This window comes from Halorientalis marina (assembly GCF_023028345.1).
GTDB classification, from domain to species: Archaea; Halobacteriota; Halobacteria; order Halobacteriales; family Haloarculaceae; genus Halorientalis; species Halorientalis marina.
On sequence record NZ_CP095487.1, the window covers coordinates 1,750,643 to 1,769,995 of the forward strand.

Annotated in this window: 16 protein-coding genes and 1 pseudogene; 8 read left to right on the forward strand and 9 right to left on the reverse strand. The window is 66.6% G+C overall.

Annotation, left to right across the window (positions count from 1 at the left end; genetic code table 11):
* Positions 1-7: 7 nt before the first annotated feature.
* Complete coding sequence (locus MUG96_RS08790; protein ID WP_373222111.1) at positions 8-1,627, reverse strand: long-chain fatty acid--CoA ligase; 1,620 nt, start codon at positions 1,625-1,627, stop codon at positions 8-10.
* A gap of 127 nt (positions 1,628-1,754) precedes the next feature.
* On the opposite strand from MUG96_RS08790, the gene MUG96_RS08795 reads away from it, so the two are divergent.
* Positions 1,755-2,921 carry a CaiB/BaiF CoA transferase family protein gene (locus tag MUG96_RS08795; RefSeq protein WP_246988441.1) on the forward strand — a complete coding sequence of 389 codons (1,167 nt, stop codon included), beginning with the start codon at positions 1,755-1,757 and terminating at the stop codon, positions 2,919-2,921.
* Between the two features lie 57 nt (positions 2,922-2,978).
* On the forward strand, positions 2,979-3,953 hold the full coding sequence (locus MUG96_RS08800) for an LLM class flavin-dependent oxidoreductase (RefSeq protein WP_246988442.1): 975 nt from the start codon (positions 2,979-2,981) through the stop codon (positions 3,951-3,953).
* A gap of 7 nt (positions 3,954-3,960) precedes the next feature.
* On the opposite strand, the gene MUG96_RS08805 is transcribed toward MUG96_RS08800, so the two are convergent.
* The 5 genes from MUG96_RS08805 to MUG96_RS08825 all read right to left on the reverse strand — a co-directional run bounded on the left by MUG96_RS08805 (position 3,961) and on the right by MUG96_RS08825 (position 7,933).
* Positions 3,961-4,515, reverse strand: coding sequence for a response regulator (locus MUG96_RS08805; RefSeq protein WP_246988444.1), 555 nt, complete (start codon positions 4,513-4,515; stop codon positions 3,961-3,963).
* A 62-nt stretch (positions 4,516-4,577) separates the two neighbouring features.
* Entirely contained in the window at positions 4,578-5,213 is a 636-nt protein-coding gene (locus MUG96_RS08810; RefSeq protein ID WP_246988446.1) for an IS6 family transposase, read from the reverse strand.
* 125 nt (positions 5,214-5,338) lie between these two features.
* A complete protein-coding gene (locus MUG96_RS08815; RefSeq protein WP_246988448.1) occupies positions 5,339-6,115 on the reverse strand; it encodes an SDR family oxidoreductase in 777 nt (258 codons plus the stop codon).
* Positions 6,116-6,206: 91 nt separating this feature from the next.
* On the reverse strand, positions 6,207-6,950 hold the full coding sequence (locus tag MUG96_RS08820) for an HAD family hydrolase (RefSeq protein WP_246988450.1): 744 nt from the start codon (positions 6,948-6,950) through the stop codon (positions 6,207-6,209).
* A complete protein-coding gene (locus tag MUG96_RS08825; RefSeq protein ID WP_246988452.1) occupies positions 6,947-7,933 on the reverse strand; it encodes an MBL fold metallo-hydrolase in 987 nt (328 codons plus the stop codon). Before MUG96_RS08825 ends, MUG96_RS08820 begins: the two co-directional genes overlap by 4 nt.
* Before the next feature lie 267 nt (positions 7,934-8,200).
* Between MUG96_RS08825 and MUG96_RS08830 the strand changes: the two genes are divergently transcribed.
* The 5 genes from MUG96_RS08830 to MUG96_RS08850 all read left to right on the forward strand — a co-directional run bounded on the left by MUG96_RS08830 (position 8,201) and on the right by MUG96_RS08850 (position 14,129).
* Positions 8,201-8,974 carry an SDR family NAD(P)-dependent oxidoreductase gene (locus MUG96_RS08830; RefSeq protein ID WP_246988454.1) on the forward strand — a complete coding sequence of 258 codons (774 nt, stop codon included), beginning with the start codon at positions 8,201-8,203 and terminating at the stop codon, positions 8,972-8,974.
* Positions 8,975-9,077: 103 nt separating this feature from the next.
* A complete protein-coding gene (locus MUG96_RS08835; protein ID WP_246988456.1) occupies positions 9,078-10,079 on the forward strand; it encodes a TIGR04024 family LLM class F420-dependent oxidoreductase in 1,002 nt (333 codons plus the stop codon).
* A 47-nt stretch (positions 10,080-10,126) separates the two neighbouring features.
* Entirely contained in the window at positions 10,127-10,789 is a 663-nt protein-coding gene (locus MUG96_RS08840; protein WP_246988458.1) for an SdpI family protein, read from the forward strand.
* Between the two features lie 96 nt (positions 10,790-10,885).
* Positions 10,886-12,334 (forward strand): ATP-binding protein, encoded by a 1,449-nt coding sequence (locus MUG96_RS08845; RefSeq protein ID WP_246988460.1) that lies wholly within the window; start codon positions 10,886-10,888, stop codon positions 12,332-12,334.
* Positions 12,335-12,431: 97 nt separating this feature from the next.
* The gene (locus tag MUG96_RS08850) at positions 12,432-14,129 is read left to right on the forward strand and encodes a thiamine pyrophosphate-binding protein (RefSeq protein ID WP_246988462.1); all 1,698 of its coding nucleotides are present in this window, start codon (positions 12,432-12,434) and stop codon (positions 14,127-14,129) included.
* Positions 14,130-14,482: 353 nt separating this feature from the next.
* On the opposite strand, the gene MUG96_RS08855 is transcribed toward MUG96_RS08850, so the two are convergent.
* Positions 14,483-15,907, reverse strand: coding sequence for an FAD-binding oxidoreductase (locus tag MUG96_RS08855; RefSeq protein ID WP_246988464.1), 1,425 nt, complete (start codon positions 15,905-15,907; stop codon positions 14,483-14,485).
* A 328-nt stretch (positions 15,908-16,235) separates the two neighbouring features.
* Between MUG96_RS08855 and MUG96_RS08860 the strand changes: the two are divergent.
* Positions 16,236-16,511 (forward strand): annotated as a pseudogene (locus tag MUG96_RS08860) (alpha/beta hydrolase family protein); the annotation flags it as partial.
* 86 nt (positions 16,512-16,597) lie between these two features.
* Here the strand turns inward: MUG96_RS08860 and MUG96_RS08865 are convergent.
* Together MUG96_RS08865 and MUG96_RS08870 are read right to left on the reverse strand one after the other, a co-directional pair.
* On the reverse strand, positions 16,598-17,638 hold the full coding sequence (locus MUG96_RS08865; RefSeq protein WP_246988468.1) for an ATP-binding protein: 1,041 nt from the start codon (positions 17,636-17,638) through the stop codon (positions 16,598-16,600).
* Positions 17,635-19,176, reverse strand: coding sequence for a methyl-accepting chemotaxis protein (locus MUG96_RS08870; RefSeq protein WP_246988470.1), 1,542 nt, complete (start codon positions 19,174-19,176; stop codon positions 17,635-17,637). Before MUG96_RS08870 ends, MUG96_RS08865 begins: the two co-directional genes overlap by 4 nt.
* Positions 19,177-19,353: the final 177 nt, after the last annotated feature.

The following is a 19,353-nucleotide window of genomic DNA, read 5'->3' on the forward strand; positions in this document are numbered from 1 at the left end:
GCTCCGCTCACTCCTCGGCGGACAGTTCGACCTCGTCGAACCGGTCGCGCAGGGCCATCTTGTCGAACTTCCCCGTCGAAGTCTTGGGAATCTCGTCGACGAACTGGTACTCGTCGGGGAGCCACCAGTCCGGGAACGACTCGGCGAGGTGGGTTTCGAGGTCGTCGGCGGTCACGGCCGCATCGCCCGGGGTGACGACGACGGCCATCGGCCGCTCCTGCCACTTCTCGTGGGGGATGGCGATCACCGTCGCCTCCGCCACCGCCTCGTGGGCCATCAGTTCGTTCTCCAGGTCGACCGAGGAGATCCACTCGCCGCCGGACTTGATGACGTCTTTCTTCCGGTCGACGATGTCGATGTAGCCGTGTTCGTCCATCGTCGCGATGTCGCCGGTCTTGAGCCACTGGTCCTCGGTGAACGACTCCGCGTTCGCGTCCGGCCGGCCGTGGTACTCGTCGACCACCCACGGCCCTCGGACTTCGAGTTCGCCGAAGTCCTCGCCGTTTTTCGGCACCTCGTTGCCGTCCTCGTCGCGGATGCGGATCTCGATGCCGGGTACGGGGATACCGGCTTTCGAGAGCAGCCGGTACTGCTCCTCGGGGGGCAGTTCCTCGGTCTCTCGGCGGAGCTTCGAGACGGTGCCGAGCGGCGAGGTCTCGGTCATGCCCCACCCCTGGAGGATGGGCGCGTCGTAGCGCTCGTCGTAGGTCCGGATCAGCGACTCCGGTGGGGCCGACCCGCCCACAGTCAGGCGGTCGATGTTCGAGATGTCGACCTCCGGGTGTTCGTCGAGGTACTCGGCCATCCCGAGCCAGATGGTCGGGACGCCCGCAGAGAGCGTCACGCCCTCCTGATCGATGAGTTTCGCGACCGGTTCGGGGTCGTTGTGGACGCCCGGGAGGACCTGCTTCGCGCCGACGAACGTCGCGGTGTAGGGGATCCCCCAGCCGTTCGCGTGGAACATGGGCACCACCGGCAGGACCGTGTCGGCCTGACTGACCGCCGTCGTGTCGACGTGGCTCGCCATCATGCTGTGGAGGTAGATGCCGCGGTGCGTGTAGGCCACGCCCTTCGGTTTGCCCGTCGTCCCCGAGGTGTAGCACATACCACACTCCTCGTCCTCGTCCAGGTCCGGCCGGTCGTACTCGGTCGGCTGGTCCGCGATGAGGTCCTCGTAGGCGACGACGGGGTCGAGGTCGGTGTCGGGTACCTCCTCGCCGAGGACCACGTACTGCTCGACTGTCTCGAAGGCGTCGGCGTTCGCCTCGACCTTCTCGAGGAAGGGGGGCGCGACGAACAGCACCTCGTCCTCGGCGTCGTTGACGATGTACTGGAAGTGGTCGTCGGGCAGCCGCATATTGCACATGTGGATGCTCCGCCCCGAGATCGCCGGCGCGAAGTACAGCTCCAGGTGCCGATAGGTGTTGACCGCGACCGTCGCGATCCGGCCGCCCCGCTCGACGCCCAGTTCGTCCATGGCGTTCGCCAACTGTGCCGCCCGGTCCGCCATCTCCCCGTACGTGTAGCGGTGGAGCGACCCGTCGAGTCGCTTCGTCACGATCTCGCGGTCCGGATACAGTTCGTCCGCCCGGTCCAGTATCTTGTCGACCGTCAACTGCGCGTCCATCATAGTGGTACGATACCATGCAACAGAAGAAACAAATAGTTTCGCCCCTGCCGGGGTGGTTCGGCGGGGGGCCAGCAGTACCGTGAACGCCCGGGGGGTTTTTGACGCTCGCGGGGGCAGGGGGCGTATGCGACTCGATGGAGTACGCGTACTCGACCTCTCGCGTCTCCTGCCCGGCCCGTACGCGACACAGTTGCTCGCGGACGCCGGCGCGGAGGTCGTCAAGATAGAGGACACGGACAGCGGCGACTACGCGCGCATGATGCCGCCGTACACGGACGAGGGAGTCGGCGCCGTCTTCGACGCCGTCAATCGGGGGAAGCAGAGTGTCGCGCTCGACCTCAAGGACGACCGCGGCCGCGAGGCGCTCCTCGCGGTCGCGGAGACGGCCGACGTGGTGTTCGAGCAGTTCCGCCCCGGCGTCGTCGACCGTCTCGGCGTCGACTACGAGAGCGTCCGCGAGGTCAACGAGGACGTCGTCTACTGCTCGCTGTCCGGGTTCGGCCAGACCGGTCCCGAGGCCGACCGCGTCGGGCACGACCTCAACTACGTCGGCATGGCGGGCCTGCTCGACCTCACCCGCGAGGACCCGGACAGCCAGCCACAGATTCCCGGCTACCCCATCGGCGACATGGCCGGCGGCCTGTTCGCCGCCTTCTCCATCGTCGGCGCCCTGCTCTCCCGCGAACTCGGCAACACGGGCGGCGAGTACGTCGACGTTGCCATGACCGACGTGGTCAACTCCTTCTCGCAGGCGGTCGCCTACGACGCGCTCGACGGAGACGAGCCGCGGCCCGGCGAGACGCCGTTGACCGGCGGCGTCCCGTGGTACGACGTCTACGAGTGTGCCGACGGCCGCTACGTCACGCTGGCCGCTCTCGAACCGAAGTTCTGGGCAACCTTCTGCGAGGCCGTCGACCGCCCGGACCTCACCGACACGCACATGACCGAGGACCCGGCGGAACTGGCGGCGCTCCGGGAGGAAATCGAATCGGTCTTCGCCGAGCGCACGCGCGACGAGTGGGAGGACGAACTCGGCGAGGTCGAGGCGATGGTCGCACCCGTCCAGACGGCCGCCGAGTCCCTGACGAGCGACCGGGCCGAGGCGCGCGACCTCGTCGAACGTGGCGAGGGCGGACCTCGCGTCGGGTTCCCCGCGCTCGCCTCGGAGTCGCCGGCCGACGCCGGCGGCCCGGCACCGGGGCACGGCGAACACACCGACGCCGTCCTCCGCGAGGCTGGCTACGACGAGGAAACCCGTACCGACCTCCGCGAGGCGGGCGTCATCCAGTAGCGGCTCGGACCCGCCGGCAAACGGAACTTTTTGTAGCATGCCGTCGTCTCCGGAGCTATGCCAACAGGCGTGCTCCTGCCACCGGCGGACGTGCTCGACCCGGTCGGAATCGCACAGACTGCGGAATCGATCGGCTACGACTCGGTCTGGCTGCCCGAACTCTGGGGCAGCGACGCCTTCGTCCAGCTAGGCGTGCTCGCCTGCGAGACCGACGACGTGATGCTCGGCACGGCCATCGCCAACGTCTTCTCGCGGTCGCCGGCCGTCCTCGCGATGGCCGCCGCCACAGTCGACGACTTCGCAGGCGGCGACCGCACCATCCTCGGCACCGGCGTCAGCACGCCGAAGGCCATCGAGGACTGCCACGGCGTGCCCTACGAACAGCCGGTCCGGCGCGCCCACGAGACCATCGCCGTCGCCAAGGGCTACCTCTCGGCCGGCGACGACCGCGTCGAGTACGACGGCGAACTCGTCTCCGTACAGGACTTCCCGGCGCTGGACGCCGAGGTCCCGGTCTACCACGCCGCACTCGGCCCCGCGAACCGCCGGGTCGTCGCCCGCCTCGCCGACGGCTGGATTCCCCACAACGTCCCATTCACCCGATTGGACGAGGCCTTCGAGGAAATCGAGGAGACGGCACGTGAGGCCGACCGCGACCCCGACGACATCACCGTCGCGCCCTACGTCCCCGCCGCCGTCAGTGACGGCCCCGAGGAGGCCCGCGACGCCATCCGCGGCCACGTCGCCTACTACGTCGGCAGTGGCGAGGGATACCGGAGAGCCGTCGCGCAGTCGTTCCCCGACGCCGCCGACGAGATCGCGAGTCACTGGGCCGACGGCGACCGCGGGGCCGCCCGCGGCGCCGTCACCGACGAGATGATCGAAGCACTCGGCGTCGCCGGCACGCCCGAGGAGGCGCGTGCACAGCTCGCCGCCCTCCAGGACGGCATCGTCGACCTCCCCATCGTGACCGTCCCACAGCAGGCGACGGACCTCGCCCTGGAGACGATCCAGGCGCTCGCGCCGGAGTGAGTACTCGTCACCGCCGATCCGGAACGTCCAGTTCGGCGGCCATGTCCGCGATTTCGGCCTCCAGCTCCTCGATGCGTGCCCCCAGGCGGGCGAACTCCTCGCTGTTCGACAGCGCCGCGTTCGGCTTCTCGATCTCGAGGACGTTGCGTTTGATCTTCAGCGACGACAGTTCCCGCTGTCGCTCGTCGTAGGTCTCGAGCGCCAGCAGTCGGTCGACGGTCTCGCGGAGGGCTTCTTTCCCGACCGGCTTCACCATGTAGTCGTCGATGCCGAGTTCGACGATGTCGAAGTCCGGATTGACCGCGGTCACCATCGCCACGCGACAGTCGATGCCGCGGCGCTGTATCGCCGCCAGCACGTCGTCGCCGGACAGTTCCGGCATACGACGGTCGAGCAGGACGGCATCGACCTCGGTCGCCGCCAACCGTTCGAGTGCCGCTTCCCCTCCGTAGGCCGTCCGTGCGTCGTACTCCGCGTCGAGAACGCTCGCGTAGGTGTCGGCCGCCCGTTCCTCGTCGTCGACGACCAGCACCGTCGGCGCTGACCCATCCTCGTGGCTCATCGATTTCTCGATTCGTTGTCGGCCACCAGAAATAAAACCCGGCCCCGCTCCGACGGTAGTGTTCAGATTAGCTGGTTCCATGCGAAGGCGAACGATCGGAGCCAGTCGTCAGCTGTGTCTCGCTCGGCGTTGCTGAAACAGTTTGAGAACGAAGAAGTACGTCGTTTTCCCTCACGAAAGACACGTTCGACGCTGTTCCGATTTCCGTGGCGTTCGTATCTGAAATCGAGGCCGTGTCGCTGGCAGGCGTCTTTCAGCGGTGCTGCGCCATCGACGAGAAACACGGCGTCGTCCACGTCGTGTTTCTCGCGGAGTTCAGCAAAGAACGCGTGAGCGAGCGCGTTTGTTCTCACCGGCTCAAGCTTTGTATGGAGTAATTCGTTCGTTTCGGGATCGACCGCAGCGTACAGCCAATATTGCTCGTTGTTGAGTCGGATCACAGTCTCATCGACCGCAACGTGATCCGGGCAGCGTCCAGTTTCGGGCTGTAGATCTGCCTTGTGAACCCAATTATGGACGGTGGACCGCGCTCGTTGGACACCGAATACCTCAAGAATCGAAACGGTATTCGAAAGCGAAAGACCAGCGAGATGCAACTGAATACCGAGCTTCATCAGCAGTCGCGGTGTCGCCTCGCGTTCAACAAACTCTAAGTCGATCTGGGCGATACTACCGCCGAGGCGTGTGTTTTCGGGCATAGACCACTCAGAAAACACACCGCCTCACTCTTCATCCTTATCTGAACACTACCGCTCCGACGCCGCGTTTACGGGGAGGCTAGCCGCCCGATCCGGCGACCCGCGGTCCCGACACCGCAAACCAGTCAGTACGTGAACAGGTCGACGCCGCCAGTGACGCCGATGACCTGGCCGGTGATGTAGGAGGCCTGTTCGCTGGCGAGGTAGGCGATGAGGTTCGACACGTCCTCCTCGCGGCCGAGGTTGCCCATCGGCGTCGCACGAGCGATGTCCGCCCAGTGTTCGTTGATGTTGTCGATCTGTTCCGGCGGGAGGTCGGCGAGGTCGCCCACGACGATAGAGGGCGTGATAACGTTCGAGGTAACGCCCTCCGGCGCGCCCTCCAGTGCGAGCGTCTTTCCGAAGCCGATGAGCCCGGCTTTCGTCGTCGAGTAGGAGAGCTGCCCGTAGCCACCGAAAGCACCGGCCATCGAGGACATCGAGATGACCCGTCCCCAGCCGCGCTCGCACATGTTGGGGAAGATCTCCCGGGTGATGTTGTACGTCCCCGTGAGATTGATCTCCATGTCACGGTCCCAGAGGTCCTCGGAGAGGTCGCCGGCGCGGCCGACCGCGTCGACCATCCCGGCGTTGTTCACGAGGACGTCGACGCCGCCGGTTTCGTCCTGGAGGTCCTCGACCGTCTCGGCGACCCGGTCGCGGTCCGTGAGGTCACACTCGACGGCGATGGCGTCCCCGCCATCCTCTTCGATCTCGTCTGCGACCTCCTTCGCGCCGTCCTCGTCCACGTCGAGGACGACGACCTCTGCCCCTTCCGCTGCGAGGATACGGCAGTCCTCGCTTCCGATACGACCTGCGCCCCCCGTCACGAGGGCCGTCTTGTCGTCGAGTCCGAAATCCATTGCAAGGGACTCACTCACTCCCCTCTGCGATAAGCGTTCGGCCTCAGAAGCGAGGCCCACGTCCACTCGTGGGACTGCGGACGCTGTTCGTTCAGTCCGCGATACCGACGATTTCGAGCAGGTCGCGGTGGTCCTCGGCGTGGAAATCTACTGCGTCGTCGCCGACGACGCAGCATCCGTCGCGCTCGGCGTCCGTGATCTCCTCGGCCGCAGTGCCGCCGTAGGCGACGGTCCACAGGCCCGCGGCCGTGCCGCCCTGCATGTCGTGTTCGTAGCGGTCGCCGACGTACAGCGACCGTTCGGGTGCGACTCCCTCCGCCTTCCCGAGCGCGTCCGCGAACATCCGCTCGTCGGGTTTCTTGAAGCCCACGCCCTCAGAGGTGGTGATGCCGTCGACGGTGTCGCCGAGGCCGAACCGGTCGAGCATCCGGTGGGCCTCCCAGGTGTCGATGTCCGAGACGATACCGAGGTAGAGGCCGGCCTCGTCGAGTCGCTCGATGGTTTCGACGATATTGGGCTCCGGCTCCAGCGCCGCTGCGGTCGCGCGCTTGAAGCCGGGACGCCACGCCTCCTCGTCGATGTCCTCGACCAGCGCCCGGAAGGCCCGGCGGTAGCCCTCGCGGGCAGTCTTGTACTCCCTGCCCTCGCCGGATTTGAAGTAGTCGCCCAGCGCCTCGCGCCAGGTCGCGAGGGCCTCGTCGGGATCGAGGTCGTGCTCGGCGGCGAACTCCCGGAGGTAGTCGGCGTAGCCCTGCCGGATCGAGGGGAGGTTGACGATGACGCCGCCGATGTCGTAGAAGACCGCGTCCCACGAGTCGGGGAGATCGTCGGTCATGCGTGCGTGAACTGCCGGATGCCGTCCTCTGTCGTGCTCTCGGCCTCGCCGTCACGCTCCAGTTTGGCGAGCGCGCTCATCGTCTCGATGACGAGATACCGCATATCCCGCGAACCGGAGCGCTCGAAGGCCACGTCGACCGCGGTCCTGCCCTCGTCCTCGAGGAGGTCGGCGGTCTTTGCCATCAGGTGATCGAGGCTCTCCCGGTCGTCGGCGACCGCGCCCTGCAGGTCGGTGTGGGCGGGGTCGTGCCCGGTACAGACTCTGTCGGCGTCGATCTCGGCGAGGCGGTCGAGTGCCGTGTAGTAGGCGTCGATGGCCTCCTCGTAGCCGTCGTCGAAGCCGACGTGCATCGCGACCGGCCGGAAGGTCTCCAGCGCGGTGTCGCCGGCGAACAACACCGACTCCCCGCCGACGTCGGTCCGGTAGACGAGGTGGTCCGCCTGGTGGCCGGGGGTGTGCGTCGTCTCGAACGTGAACGGGCCGACCTCGATCTCGCCGCCGCGGGGCACCCAGTGGTCGACCCGCTCGCTCGACAGGAGACTGCTGTCCCGCTCCAGGGACTCGACGGACATCTCGACGGCCTTCTCCAGGTACTCGCCGCGGAGACCCGCCGCGGTCGCGTTGCGCTCGACCGTCGATCTCAGGTCGTCCGGGTCGCGGTCGAACCGCTCGTCGATGCCTTTCGGCGCGTAGACGGTGGGGTCGGCTTCCTCGACGATGGCCGGCACCTGCCCGACGTGGTCGACGTGGGGGTGGGTGATGACCAGATGCTCGATATCGGCGACGGTCAGATCGCGCTCGGCCAGGCCAACTTCGAGTTCCTCGCGGGCGTCCTCGCCGGTCATGATGGCGTCGATCAGGATCGGCTCCGAACAATCGATGAGGTACGCCGCGACGTTGCCGGGCGGCCAGTCGACGTTGCCCTCGATCCGCTCGACGACCGCCGCCTCGCTTCGCTCTCTCGCGTCCTGCTCACTCATTGTCCCGGATAACAATCCTGAATCTGTTAAGCGTTGGGCTTCCGCGACACGAACCCGCTGTTTCCGAACAGTAGCCCGCATAAACCGGCGCTTTTTCAGTATCGGCCGCTCTCGCCCGGGCTTTCCCACCGCGGGAACGACGCGACGAGGGTGAAAAGACGCCGGCGGCACACCATACTTTATTAACGATGCTCTCGAAGGCAGGGGATAGAGGTTAACAATGGTAAGTTACGAGTGCCGAGCGTCCACGACGGGCGCGGTGGCAGTATGCTAGAGCAGTTCAGTGTCGCGGGAAAGACGGCCATCGTGACGGGGGCGTCCCAGGGGATCGGGCGCTCCATCGCCGCGCGGTTCGCGGACGACGGCGCCGACGTGGTCATCTGCTCGCGCGAGCAGGAGAAAGTCGACGACGTGGCCGCCGACATCAACGACGGCGACGGCGGGCAGTGCGTTCCCATCGAGTGTGACGTGACCGACCGCGACGCCGTCGAGGCGCTCGTGGACGCCACAGTCGAGGAGTTCGGCGGCGTCGACGTCCTCGTCAACAACGCCGGCGCCTCCTTCATGGCGAACTTCGAGGCCATCAGCGAGAACGGCTGGAAGACCATCGTGGACATCAACCTCCACGGGACCTACCACTGCACGCAGGTCGCGGGCGAACACATGCGCGAGAACGGTGGCGGAACCATCGTCAACTTCGCCTCTGTCGCCGGCCAGAACGGCGCGCCGTACATGAGCCACTACGCCGCGGCCAAGGCCGCCGTCGTCAACCTCACGAAGACGCTGGCCTTCGAGTGGTCCGAGGACCAGGTCCGGGTCAACTGCATCGCGCCCGGGTTCGTCGCCACGCCCGGCGTCGAGAGTCAGATGGGCGTCTCCGCGGACGAACTCGACCGCGACGACACCCACCGCCGGATCGGCCTCGAAGAGGAGATCGCCGACATCGCACAGTTCCTCTCCAGTCAGGCCTCATCTTACATGACCGGCGAGACGATCACCGCCAAGGGCGTCCCGCAGATCGACGAATCGCCCGACATCTGAGGCGGACGACGACGGCGGTTCACTACGCTTTCCCACGTGGGTAGAAACGGGCGACAGCACCCGGAAGGTTAAACTATTAGTCGCCGGCGCGCGCGAGGTCGGTATGACCAAACGTGACGTGTTCCTCCCGGTCGCAGCACAGCCAAGCGTCGAGACGCTCGTCGAGCAGGCCCAGAACGCCGAAGACCTCGGCTACGACCGCGCCTGGCTCCCCGAGACCTGGGGCCGGGACGCCGTGACCGTCCTCACGAGCATCGCCCACGGTACCGAGGAGATCGGTATCGGCACCTCCATCATGCCGATCTACTCCCGGTCGGCGACGCTCATCGGGCAGACCGCCGCGACCCTGCAGGAGGTCTCCGACGGCCGCCTGCGGCTCGGCCTCGGCCCCTCCGGCCCCATCGTCATCGAGAACTGGCACGGCAAGGACTTCGCGAACCCGCTGAAGTACACCCGCGAAACCGTCGAGGTCATCAAGGAGGTCCTCTCGGGCGAGACGGTGAACTACGACGGCGAGTACTACGACCTCCAGGGGTTCCGCCTGCGCTGTGACCCGCCCGAGCCGATGCCTGCCATCGACGCCGCCGGGATGGGGCCGAAGTCCGTCGAACTCGCGGGCCGCTTCGCCGATGGCTGGCACGCGCTGATGCTCACGCAGGAAGGCATCCGCGACCGCCTCGAGGACTTCGACCACGGCGCCGACCTCGGCGACCGCGACCGCTCCGAACAGGAGGTCACACTCTCGCTGACCTGTTGTGTCGACGAGGACCGCGAGCGTGCCCGCCGACTCGTCAAACAGCATATCTGCTTCTACATCGGCGGCATGGGGACGTTCTACCGCGACGCACTCGCCCGGCAGGGCTACGAGGACCTCGCGAACGAGATTCACGACAACTGGGACGACGGCGACCGCGAACAGCTGGTCGCGGACTTCCCCGACGACCTGCTCGACGAACTCGCCGTCGCTGGCACCCCTGATGAGTGCCGCGAGAAACTCGCCGAGTTCGAGGGCATCGACGGTGTCACGTCCGCGAGCATCTCGTTCCCGCGAGCCGCCGAGCAGGACGACATCCTCCGGACGGTCGAGGCGCTGGCACCGCAGTAACCCGACGCTTCGGTATCGTTTTGGACCGCTGTCACGTACCCTCACATATGCGCACGAAACCAGCGGTTGCCCTGTCCGCGGGTATCGTCGCTGCGATGTTCGCCGCGAGTTTCGTCGTCGGGCCTCGCCTCCCGGAGACGATGGTCACCCACTGGGACGCGACCGGGACGGCGAACGACACGATGCCGAAGTTCTGGGGGCAGGTGGCCGTCCCCGCGATCACGGCCGGCGTCCTTGCACTGACCTTCCTCGCGCCGAAGATCGACCCGAAGCGACGGAACATCGAGGCCTTCCGCGACGCCTACAACGAGTTCCTGGTCGTCCTCGCGGCCTTCCTCGCGCTCACGCACGGCGTCGTGCTCGCAGTCAATCTCGGCTACGACCTGCCCATCGAGACCGTGGTCTTCGGCGCGGTCGGGCTGCTCGTGTTCTATCTCGGCTCCCTGATCGGGCGGGCCGAACAGAACTGGGTCGTCGGCATCCGAACGCCCTGGACGCTCTCGGACGAGAACGTCTGGAACCGGACCCACGAGGTCGGCGCGTGGCTGTTCCGGCTCTCGGGCCTGCTCGCCGTCGTTGGTGCGTTCACCGGCCCGTACGCGATCTATCTCGTCGTCGGCCCACTCGTCCTCTCCGCGCTTGGCCTGACCGCGTACTCCTACTACCTCTACGCGAGCCGCGACGGCGACGACAGCGTCGGGGCCGGCTGACCCGTTGCCGGCCCCTGTCCAGCGCCGGCGGTAGTTATCGGCCGCGATAATTCGGCAGTTGCGACTAAGTAGCGACGTCAACGACGAGGACACGAGATGGACCGTGCAGGCTCGATAGACGTGCTGGTGGTCGACGACAGCGACTTCTTTCTCGACGTGACGGCGGACAAACTGGCGGAGCACGGCTTCGAGACGCGAACGGCGACCGACGCGGACGGCGCACTGTCGGCGCTGGAGCACCGTGGCGTCGACTGTGTCGTCAGCGACTACCAGATGCCCGCGATGGACGGGCTGGAGCTGTACGAGCGCGTCGACGAGCGCTTCGGCGTGCCGTTCGTACTGTTGACCGGCGAGGGCGACGAGGCGGTCGCCAGCGAGGCCATCAGCGCGGGCGTCGACGACTATCTCCGGAAGGAAGCGGTCGTCGACGCCGAGCAGTTCGAACTGCTGGCAAACCGGATCGAGAACGTCGTCTCCCAGTACCGGACCAGTCGGAAGTACGAACGGCTCCTCGACAACACGCCCGACGAGATCGCCGAAGTCGGTACCGACGGCGAGATTCTGGCCGTCAACGACGCGATCACCACGGCTCTGAACGTCGACCACGGCGATCTCATCGGCGAGCAGTTATCGGAGATCTTCCCCAGGGAAGTCGCCGCGAACCGCCTCGAACAGGGTCGGCGCGCTCTCACCGCCGGGAGCGCGGTCACGTTCCAGGACAACATCGGCGTCCGTCACTTCCACAACATCGCGGTACCGCTGGTCGAGGGTGGCGGGCACGAGACGATCCAGTTCATCTCCCGGGAGATCACCCAGCAGAAACACCACGAGCGCGAACTCGAGACGAAGACGGAGGAACTGGCCGTCATCAACCGTATCGTGCGCCACGACATCAACAACGACGTACAACTGCTGATGGCCTGGGCCGATGGCGTCGCCAGCAGCGTCGACGAGGACGGCGTGGAGTACGTCCAGCGCATCCAGGATACGTGTGATCACATCGCCGAACTGACCGCCATCGCCCGGGACTTCGTCGAGTCGCTGGAGGACGAGGAGTCGGTCGACATGGAACCGGTAGCCCTCGACGCCGTCCTCGAGAGCGAAGTCGAGAAGAAACGCGACACGTTCGCGGACGCGACGTTCCGGGTCGACGGCGACCTGCCCTCGATGTCGGTCCGGGCGAACGAACTACTCGCTTCGGTGTTCGGGAACCTGCTGAGCAACGCCGTCCGCCACAACGACGCCTCGGAGCCGACCGTCGAGGTGCGCGCCGAGACAGACGCCTCGACAGCCCGGGTGGTCGTCGCCGACGACGGGCCGGGTGTCCCGGAGGACCGCCGCGACGAGATCTTCGGCAAAGGCGAGATGGGACCGGAGAGCCCCGGCACTGGGATCGGACTCTATCTCGTCCACACGCTCGTCGAGCAGTACGGCGGGTCCGTCCGGGTCGAGGACGCCGACCTCGGCGGGGCGCAGTTCGTCGTCGAGTTGCCGATACACGAGCGAAAGGCGCACGATGGCGAGTCGGTGTTCGGCAGCAGTTAACAACTCACGGCGCTGTCGGGAATGCTCGAACAGCTGAAAGGCCTCGGTTCGTGGGGTTAACTATTTTGAGCGTGGCCCACGCAGGGACGGTATCCATATGACAGACGGATACACGGGCGCGGACCTGTTCGTGGACGCGCTCGAACAGTACGGGGTCGAACACGTGTTCGGAAACCCCGGCACGACCGAGCTACCGGTGATGAATGCACTCAGCGGGAGCGAGCTGGAGTACGTGCTCGGCCTCCACGAGGACATCGCGGTCGGGATGGCCTCCGGATACGCCAGCACCCGCCGGTACCACAGCCACCGCGACGACAGTATCAATCCCGCCGGCGTCGTGAATCTCCACATCACGCCCGGCCTCGCACACGGCATCGGGAACATCTACGCCGCGCAGTTCGCGGGCACGCCACTGGTCGTCACCGCCGGGAACCACGAGCGGGACTTCCGCCACGAGGAACCCCTCCTGTACGGCGACCTCATCGAGATGGTCGACCAGTTCACGAAGTGGAGCGACGAGGTCCTCCACGTCGACGCCCTCCCGACGATGCTCCGGCGCGCCTTCAGGACGGCGCTCACACCCCCCACGGGACCGGTCTTCCTCGGGCTTCCGGTCGACGTGATGATGGACGAGACCAGTCCCGAGGAGATCGAACCGCTCGGTCCCATCCCCAACGCCGGCCGTGGCGACCCCGCCCAGATCGACCGGGCCGCGGACCTGCTCGTCGAGGCGGACGACCCCGTCCTGGTGCTCGGCGACCACGTCGCCCGCGCCGGGTCCGACGCCGTCGACCAGGCCGTCGAGTTCGCGGAGACCGTCGGCGCGCGTGTCCACGGCGAAATCCTCGCCTGCGAGGTGAACTTCCCGACCGGCCACGACCAGTGGGTTTCCTACATCCCGCCGGACGAGGGGCTGGCGAGTATGCTCATGTCCAGCGACACCCTGATTTTCGTCGGGTGTTCGACCAACACGACGCTGATGGGCCACGACGACGACCTCGTGGACTCCGACACCACCTGCATCCACATCTCCGACGACGACTGGCAGGTGGGCAAGAACGAACACGCCGACGCCGCCGTCATCGGCGACCCCGGCCTCGTGCTGGAAGATTTGACCGAACGCGTCGCGGCGCGGCTCGACGACGAGACCCGCGAACAGCGCCTCCAGACGGTGGAAACGATGAAAGCGTCGCTCTCGGACACCATCTGGTCGATGAGCGAGGACGAGAAGCCCGAGGGCGACACCCGCGCGTCGAAGGCCGAGCTCGTGGATTCCCTGCGGTCGGTTGCACCCGACGCGTACGTCGTCGACGAGGGTATCACCGCCAAGTACCCGCTCCTGATCCGCTGGGAGAAGGAGGCGGAGGGGATGATCTCGAACAAGGGCGGCGGCCTCGGGTACGGCCTCCCGGCCTCGGTCGGCGCGGCGCTCGCGGAGTCGATGACCGACGACCCACGCGACGTGATCGGCTACATCGGCGACGGGTCCTACCTCTACTACCCACACGCCATCTACTCGGCCGTGCGCCACGACCTCGACCTGACGGTCGTCATCCCGGACAACCGCAACTACCGCATCCTCAAGGACAACACCGTCAATCTCATGGGCGGCTCCGACGAGGACTACGACTTCGTCGGCATGGACTTCGAGCCGCCGGTCGACCTCGTGAAAAACGCGGAGAGCCACGGCGCCGACGCCCGCCGCGTCGAGACGCCCGACGAGATCGCCGGCGCGTTCGAGGAGGCCCTCCACAGCGACGGCGTGGACGTGCTCGACGTGCTCGTCCACGACTGAGCGGCAGTCGTCGCCGTCCCCGGCCCCATTTGCGACTCGCGAGGCTCGTCGCGGGCCTCAGTCGTCGTCGGCTTCCAGTTGGACGCGCTCGCCAGTCGCCGTCTCCCACCTTTTTGTTCCTCGGGTTCGCTCCCGATGGTCGCGAACCGCTCGTCACAAAAACGTGGGCGAAAAAGGCCGCGACTCGCGGGGCTCGTCGCGGGCCTCAGTCGTCGTCGGCTTCCAGTTGGACGCGCTCGCCAGTCGCCGTCTCCCACCTTTTTGTTCCTCGGGTTCGCTCCCGATGGTCGCGAACCGCTCGTCACAAAAACGTGGGCGAAAAAGGCCGCGACTCGCGAGGCTCGTCGCGGGCCTCAGTCGTCGTCGGCTTCCAGTTGGACGCGCTCGCCAGTCGCCGTCTCCGGGAATATCTTTCCCGGGTTCAGCGTGTCCCTGGGGTCGAGCGCGCGCTTGAGGTTCCGCATTGCCTCCACGCTGTCGGCGCCGTGTTCGAGTTCGAGGTACTCCCGCTTTCCGCGACCGACGCCGTGTTCGCCGGTGCAGGTGCCCCCCATCTCGATTGCCTTCTCCACGACTTTCTTGTAGATCTCCTGGCCGGCGGCGAGTTCGTCGGGGTCGCTCCGGTCGACCATCGCGGTGTAGTGGACGTTCCCGTCGCCAGCGTGGCCGAAGCAGGGGACGACGATGTCGTGTTCCTCGCCGAGGTCCTTGGCGTAGCGGATGACCTCCGGGAGCTTGCTGATCGGGACGGTGATGTCGCCGGGGTGGATCGGCCCGCGCTCGGGGTCCCACGTCTGGAGGGCGAAGGCCAGTTCCCGCCGGGCCTGCCAGAGCTCGTCCATTTCCTCCTCGTCGGCCATCTCGAAGCGGTCCACGTCGTGGGACTCGAAGATGGAGCGACAGAAGTCGATTTCTTCCCCGATGCCGTGGTTGGCGTGGAACTCCAGAAAGACCATCGGCGCGTCCGGGAGGTCGGTGCCGAGGTAGTCGTTCGCCATCGTCGCGCTGATGCCGTCGACGAGTTCGATCTTCGCCACGTCCACGCCCGAGCGCACGGCGTCGAACACCGCCTCTGCGGCGTCGTCCAGCGTCGGGAAGATGGCTCTGCCCCCACGAATCTGCTGGGGGATACCCTCCAGTTCCAGCGTCGCCCGTGTGACGACGCCGAGGGTCCCCTCGCTCCCGATGAGGATGTCCTTGAGGTTGTACCCGCTGGACGTCTTGACCGCCTTCGAGCCAGCCTCGACGACCGAGCCGTCCGCAAGCACCGCCTCCAGTTCGAGCACCCAGTCGGCGATCTCGCCGTACTTGACGGTCTGCATCCCGCTGGCGTCGTTGGCGATCATCCCGCCGATGGTCGAGATGTCCCCCGAGGAGGGGAGCGGCGGAAAGAAGAGCCCCTCGGACGCGACCGCGTCGTCGATCTCGTCGCCCATCACGCCCGGTTGGACGTCGATCTGGAAGTCGTCGGGGCGGACCGCCAGCACCGAGTTCATCCGGTTCATGTCGAGACTGATACCGGCGTACTCGGGGACTGCGTTACCTTCGAGGGAAGTCCCAGCAGCGTAGGGTGTGACGGGGACGCCGCGGTCGTTGGCGGCTTCGAGAACCGCGGAGACGTCCGCGGTGGACTCGGGGAAGACGACGGCGTCGGGCGTGACGCCGGTACCGGCCTCGTCGGCCGCCCAGTCCGCGGCGTGGCTGTCACGTGCCGCGTCGCCGAACGAGACCCTGTCCTCCGGAACGACATCGGTGAGGAACGAACAGTCGTGGCTCATGTCCGTAACGGGGGGTCCGCCCCGACAAAAAGGTACGCCGTCAGATACACGGCCAGTCATATCGGGCGACTCGTAACCTTTGTTTGCGAGGAATTCGTGTAATGACTACCAGTGTTAACGCGTAGGTAGCTACGGACGAACGTCGCACGACACTTCTTCTGGTACTGGGGGTCGGGCTGGTGATCGCAGGGACGGCTCTCGGCTGGTACGGACACACCGCCGGTGGCGAGGTGGAGACACGGGAAACGACCTTCGAGACGGCGTCAGGCGTCCAACTCGACGGAACGGTGTATCTGCCAGCTGACGCCTCGACCGAGACCCGCGGCCGGGTGTGCTCGCGGTCCACGGCTACACCGGGTCGCGCGGCACGATGGGAAGCTTCGGGACGGAACTCGCCCGCCGGGGCCACGTGGTGCTGGCGATGGACCAGTCGGGCCACGGCACCTCCGACCCGCCGGCTTTCGCCGACGGCTGGGGCGGCCCGGCGGGGCTCGCCACGCTGCGGTCGCTGGAATCCGTCGACGAGTCACGTGTCGGTCTCGTCGGCCACTCGATGGGTGGCTACTCGTCGCTGGCCGGCGCACGCGCCCACCCCGACGGGTAGGAGTCGCTCGTCCTCGCCGGGTTCTTCGTCGGCGGCGGCCCGATCCACGTCGCCCCGTGACCGTCCGCCGTCGCCGCGACAGCCGGTCATTCGGCGATACCGGGCCTCGTGCGAACCGTCGCCGGTGTGAGTTCGATTTCTATCGTCGTGACCCCGTCACGTCGGTAGTAGTGTAGCTGTCCACCGGACAGCTCCACGACCCAGCGGACGAGCCACAGGCCGAGTCCTCTGCTGTGTTGGAGGTCGGTGATGTCGCTGTTCTCGAAGACGGGCGCACGGAACTCCGCCGGGATACCCGGGCCGTCGTCCGCGACCGCGACGACGACGGCGTCGTCCGTCTCGCTGGCCGAGACGACCACGGAATCCCCGCCGTGTTCGACCGCGTTGTCGACGAGGGCCGCGATCGCCGCTCGGAGGTTCTCGATACCGAGGGCGACGACGTCCTCAGTCGCCTCCACGTCGATCCGCGTGCTCGGCTCCGTCCGTTCCCGTTCGGCCACGACACGCCTGCACAGGTGCCCCACATCCACCGGCGTGGGTTCGCGGTCGTCGAGGAGGGTCCGTTCGATGATCCGTGCGTCCTCCCCGACCTCGGCGATCTGCTCGGCACGGTCGACGAGAGTAGCCGCGAGTCGCTCGATTTCCGGGTCCGTCGCCCGGGTTTCGATCCGCGCAGCGGTCCCGAGGATGACCTGTAGATCGTTGCGGAGGTCGTGTCTGAACAGCCGGTGGACCACTTCCAGGTGCCGCTCGTACCGCCGCTCGTCCGTGATGTCGGTGTAGATCGCGAACCCGAACTGTGCACCGTCGCGCTGGTACGGAACGCCGCGATACAGGAACTCCCGTGAACCGGTCGCGGTCTCCCGGGTCACGAGGGCCGTGTTCGGTTTTCCCGCAGCCGTGCGCTCGTCGAAGCGGGTCGCCCGCCCACCGTCGCCGTCGGGGATGATGAACCGGTTGAGCGACTCGCCCAGGACCTCGTCCCGGTCGTACCCGAACGCGTCCTCAAACCCCCGATTGACCGAGCGAACGATGGGTGTCTCGTCGACGAGTTCGATCTCTACGACCGCGTCACCGATGAGTTCGAAGAGGTGCCCGAACCGGTCTTCCGGTGTCGAGTCGATCATGGTTCCGGGGCGACACGGTCCGGAAGGGAAACTGTCCGACTCCCATCATCGGTCGGTGACTGGTGGACGTGGAGTCGTCGCTGTTCGCCCGTCGAGGCCACTTCGAGGACCTGATCCGCAGCGCCGGCGTAGAACGCACCGAGCGTCGCCGCGACCGCGTCGTCGTCGACGACGTTCAACACGGTGTCGCCGGCGTCGAAGACACCGGAGTCGTTCTCGTAGCGCGCCTCGCGGGCCGCCTGCTCGCCGAGCGTGCGCACCTCGGCATCGATGTTTCCAACGACGAGGAGGGGGTCCTCCCGACGGTCGACCGTCGCTCCGTTGACGCTCGACAGCGACTCCGAACCGAGGTCGAACACGTTGTACCGGTCTCGCCACTCGTCGAACGCGTCGAGGACGAACAGCCGGTCTGCCTCGCGGGCCGTCCGGAGGTCGGTCTCGAAGGCGCTCGAAAGGACGGCCCGGTCGAGACCCGGCGGTGGCGTGAGCGAGACGGCCAGTCCCGAGTCGACCGCAGTCGCACAGAGTTGTGCCACGAAATCAGTTACCGAGACATCGGCATACCGGAGCACGACGCGACCGCCCAGGACGAGCCCAGCCGTCCGGTCGTCCACAGTCGGGATGCCCGTCGGGAGGGTCTCGACAGTCGCCGGCGAGAAGGGTGGCGTCGCCGTCTCGACGGTGTCCGCTATCTCGTGGACCATCCCGGTCTGCTCCGCCCTGGCCGCGCGTATCTCCGCGATCCGGTCCTCGATCCGCTCCGCGCGGTCGGCCGCGTCCTCACACCGGTCCGCGACGGCCTCGCTGACGCGTGCCTGTTCGTCCGTCGCGGCCGACATTGCCGAGACGTCGTCGGACGTCTCCTCGACAGCGTCGACGACGTCGTCGAGGCTGTCCGCGGCCCGTTCGACCTGTTCGGCGCTGGACTCGATCTCCTCGACTACTGTTCGGAGGCGCTCGACCGTCGTGTCGGTCGCCGAACGCACCTCCGCCAGCGTCGCTGCGATTTCGTCCGAAAGCGCCTGGGACTCGCCGGCCAGCGTCTTGATCTCGTCGGCCACGACCGCGAAGCCATCGCCCTCGCCGCCGGCTCGTGCGGCCTCTATCGAGGCGTTCAGCGCCAGCAGATTGGTCTGGTCGGCGATCTCGTCGATCCCGGCGAGCGCGTCCTCGATTTCGTCGATCCGCGTCTGGAGTCGCTCGACATCGGCCGTCACCGCTTCGCTCGTCTCGCGGACCGACGCGATTCCGTTCATCGCCGCCGCCGTAGCGGTACGGCCACGGTCGATGCGCTCCACGGCGTGTGTCGTCCGTTCGTCGATCTCCCCGGCACTCGCCGCGATCTCCTCGACGGTCGCGCTCAGGTCCGACACGTCGCCCAGAACCGATTGCATCTCCTCGGCCTGAACCGTCATTCGTTCGTCGATACTCGCCAATTCGTCGTCGACAGTCTCCGACGCCGTCCGGACCACCTCGAGTGCCCCCTGTGCGTTCATCAGGGTCCGGCGGTCCGCCGCCCCGTCCGCGTCGCCGCTCATTCGACGACTCCTCGTTTGTGACGAGAACTCCCGACCGCCTGGTTAATGCTGTTCAAACGTTTCATAATTGGCTCTAATGCTTCTCGAATAGGTAGCACGATTCAGCATTATTAAAATCGATGGTGGGTTACGATTAAATCCCTTAATGATTTTTGGAGTGAAGGTTGACGACTGCCA

Coding starts and splice junctions, on each gene's coding strand:
- MUG96_RS08805 (WP_246988444.1), bottom strand. CDS start 4,515: ATGAGCCACGAGGATGGGTCAGCGCCGACGGTGCTGGTCGTCGACGAC.
- MUG96_RS08825 (WP_246988452.1), bottom strand. CDS start 7,933: ATGAGTGAGCAGGACGCGAGAGAGCGAAGCGAGGCGGCGGTCGTCGAG.
- MUG96_RS08845 (WP_246988460.1), top strand. CDS start 10,886: ATGGACCGTGCAGGCTCGATAGACGTGCTGGTGGTCGACGACAGCGAC.
- MUG96_RS08810 (WP_246988446.1), bottom strand. CDS start 5,213: ATGCCCGAAAACACACGCCTCGGCGGTAGTATCGCCCAGATCGACTTA.
- MUG96_RS08840 (WP_246988458.1), top strand. CDS start 10,127: ATGCGCACGAAACCAGCGGTTGCCCTGTCCGCGGGTATCGTCGCTGCG.
- MUG96_RS08865 (WP_246988468.1), bottom strand. CDS start 17,638: ATGATCGACTCGACACCGGAAGACCGGTTCGGGCACCTCTTCGAACTC.
- MUG96_RS08790 (WP_373222111.1), bottom strand. CDS start 1,627: ATGGACGCGCAGTTGACGGTCGACAAGATACTGGACCGGGCGGACGAA.
- MUG96_RS08870 (WP_246988470.1), bottom strand. CDS start 19,176: ATGAGCGGCGACGCGGACGGGGCGGCGGACCGCCGGACCCTGATGAAC.
- MUG96_RS08800 (WP_246988442.1), top strand. CDS start 2,979: ATGCCAACAGGCGTGCTCCTGCCACCGGCGGACGTGCTCGACCCGGTC.
- MUG96_RS08850 (WP_246988462.1), top strand. CDS start 12,432: ATGACAGACGGATACACGGGCGCGGACCTGTTCGTGGACGCGCTCGAA.
- MUG96_RS08815 (WP_246988448.1), bottom strand. CDS start 6,115: ATGGATTTCGGACTCGACGACAAGACGGCCCTCGTGACGGGGGGCGCA.
- MUG96_RS08830 (WP_246988454.1), top strand. CDS start 8,201: ATGCTAGAGCAGTTCAGTGTCGCGGGAAAGACGGCCATCGTGACGGGG.
- MUG96_RS08795 (WP_246988441.1), top strand. CDS start 1,755: ATGCGACTCGATGGAGTACGCGTACTCGACCTCTCGCGTCTCCTGCCC.
- MUG96_RS08855 (WP_246988464.1), bottom strand. CDS start 15,907: ATGAGCCACGACTGTTCGTTCCTCACCGATGTCGTTCCGGAGGACAGG.
- MUG96_RS08835 (WP_246988456.1), top strand. CDS start 9,078: ATGACCAAACGTGACGTGTTCCTCCCGGTCGCAGCACAGCCAAGCGTC.
- MUG96_RS08820 (WP_246988450.1), bottom strand. CDS start 6,950: ATGACCGACGATCTCCCCGACTCGTGGGACGCGGTCTTCTACGACATC.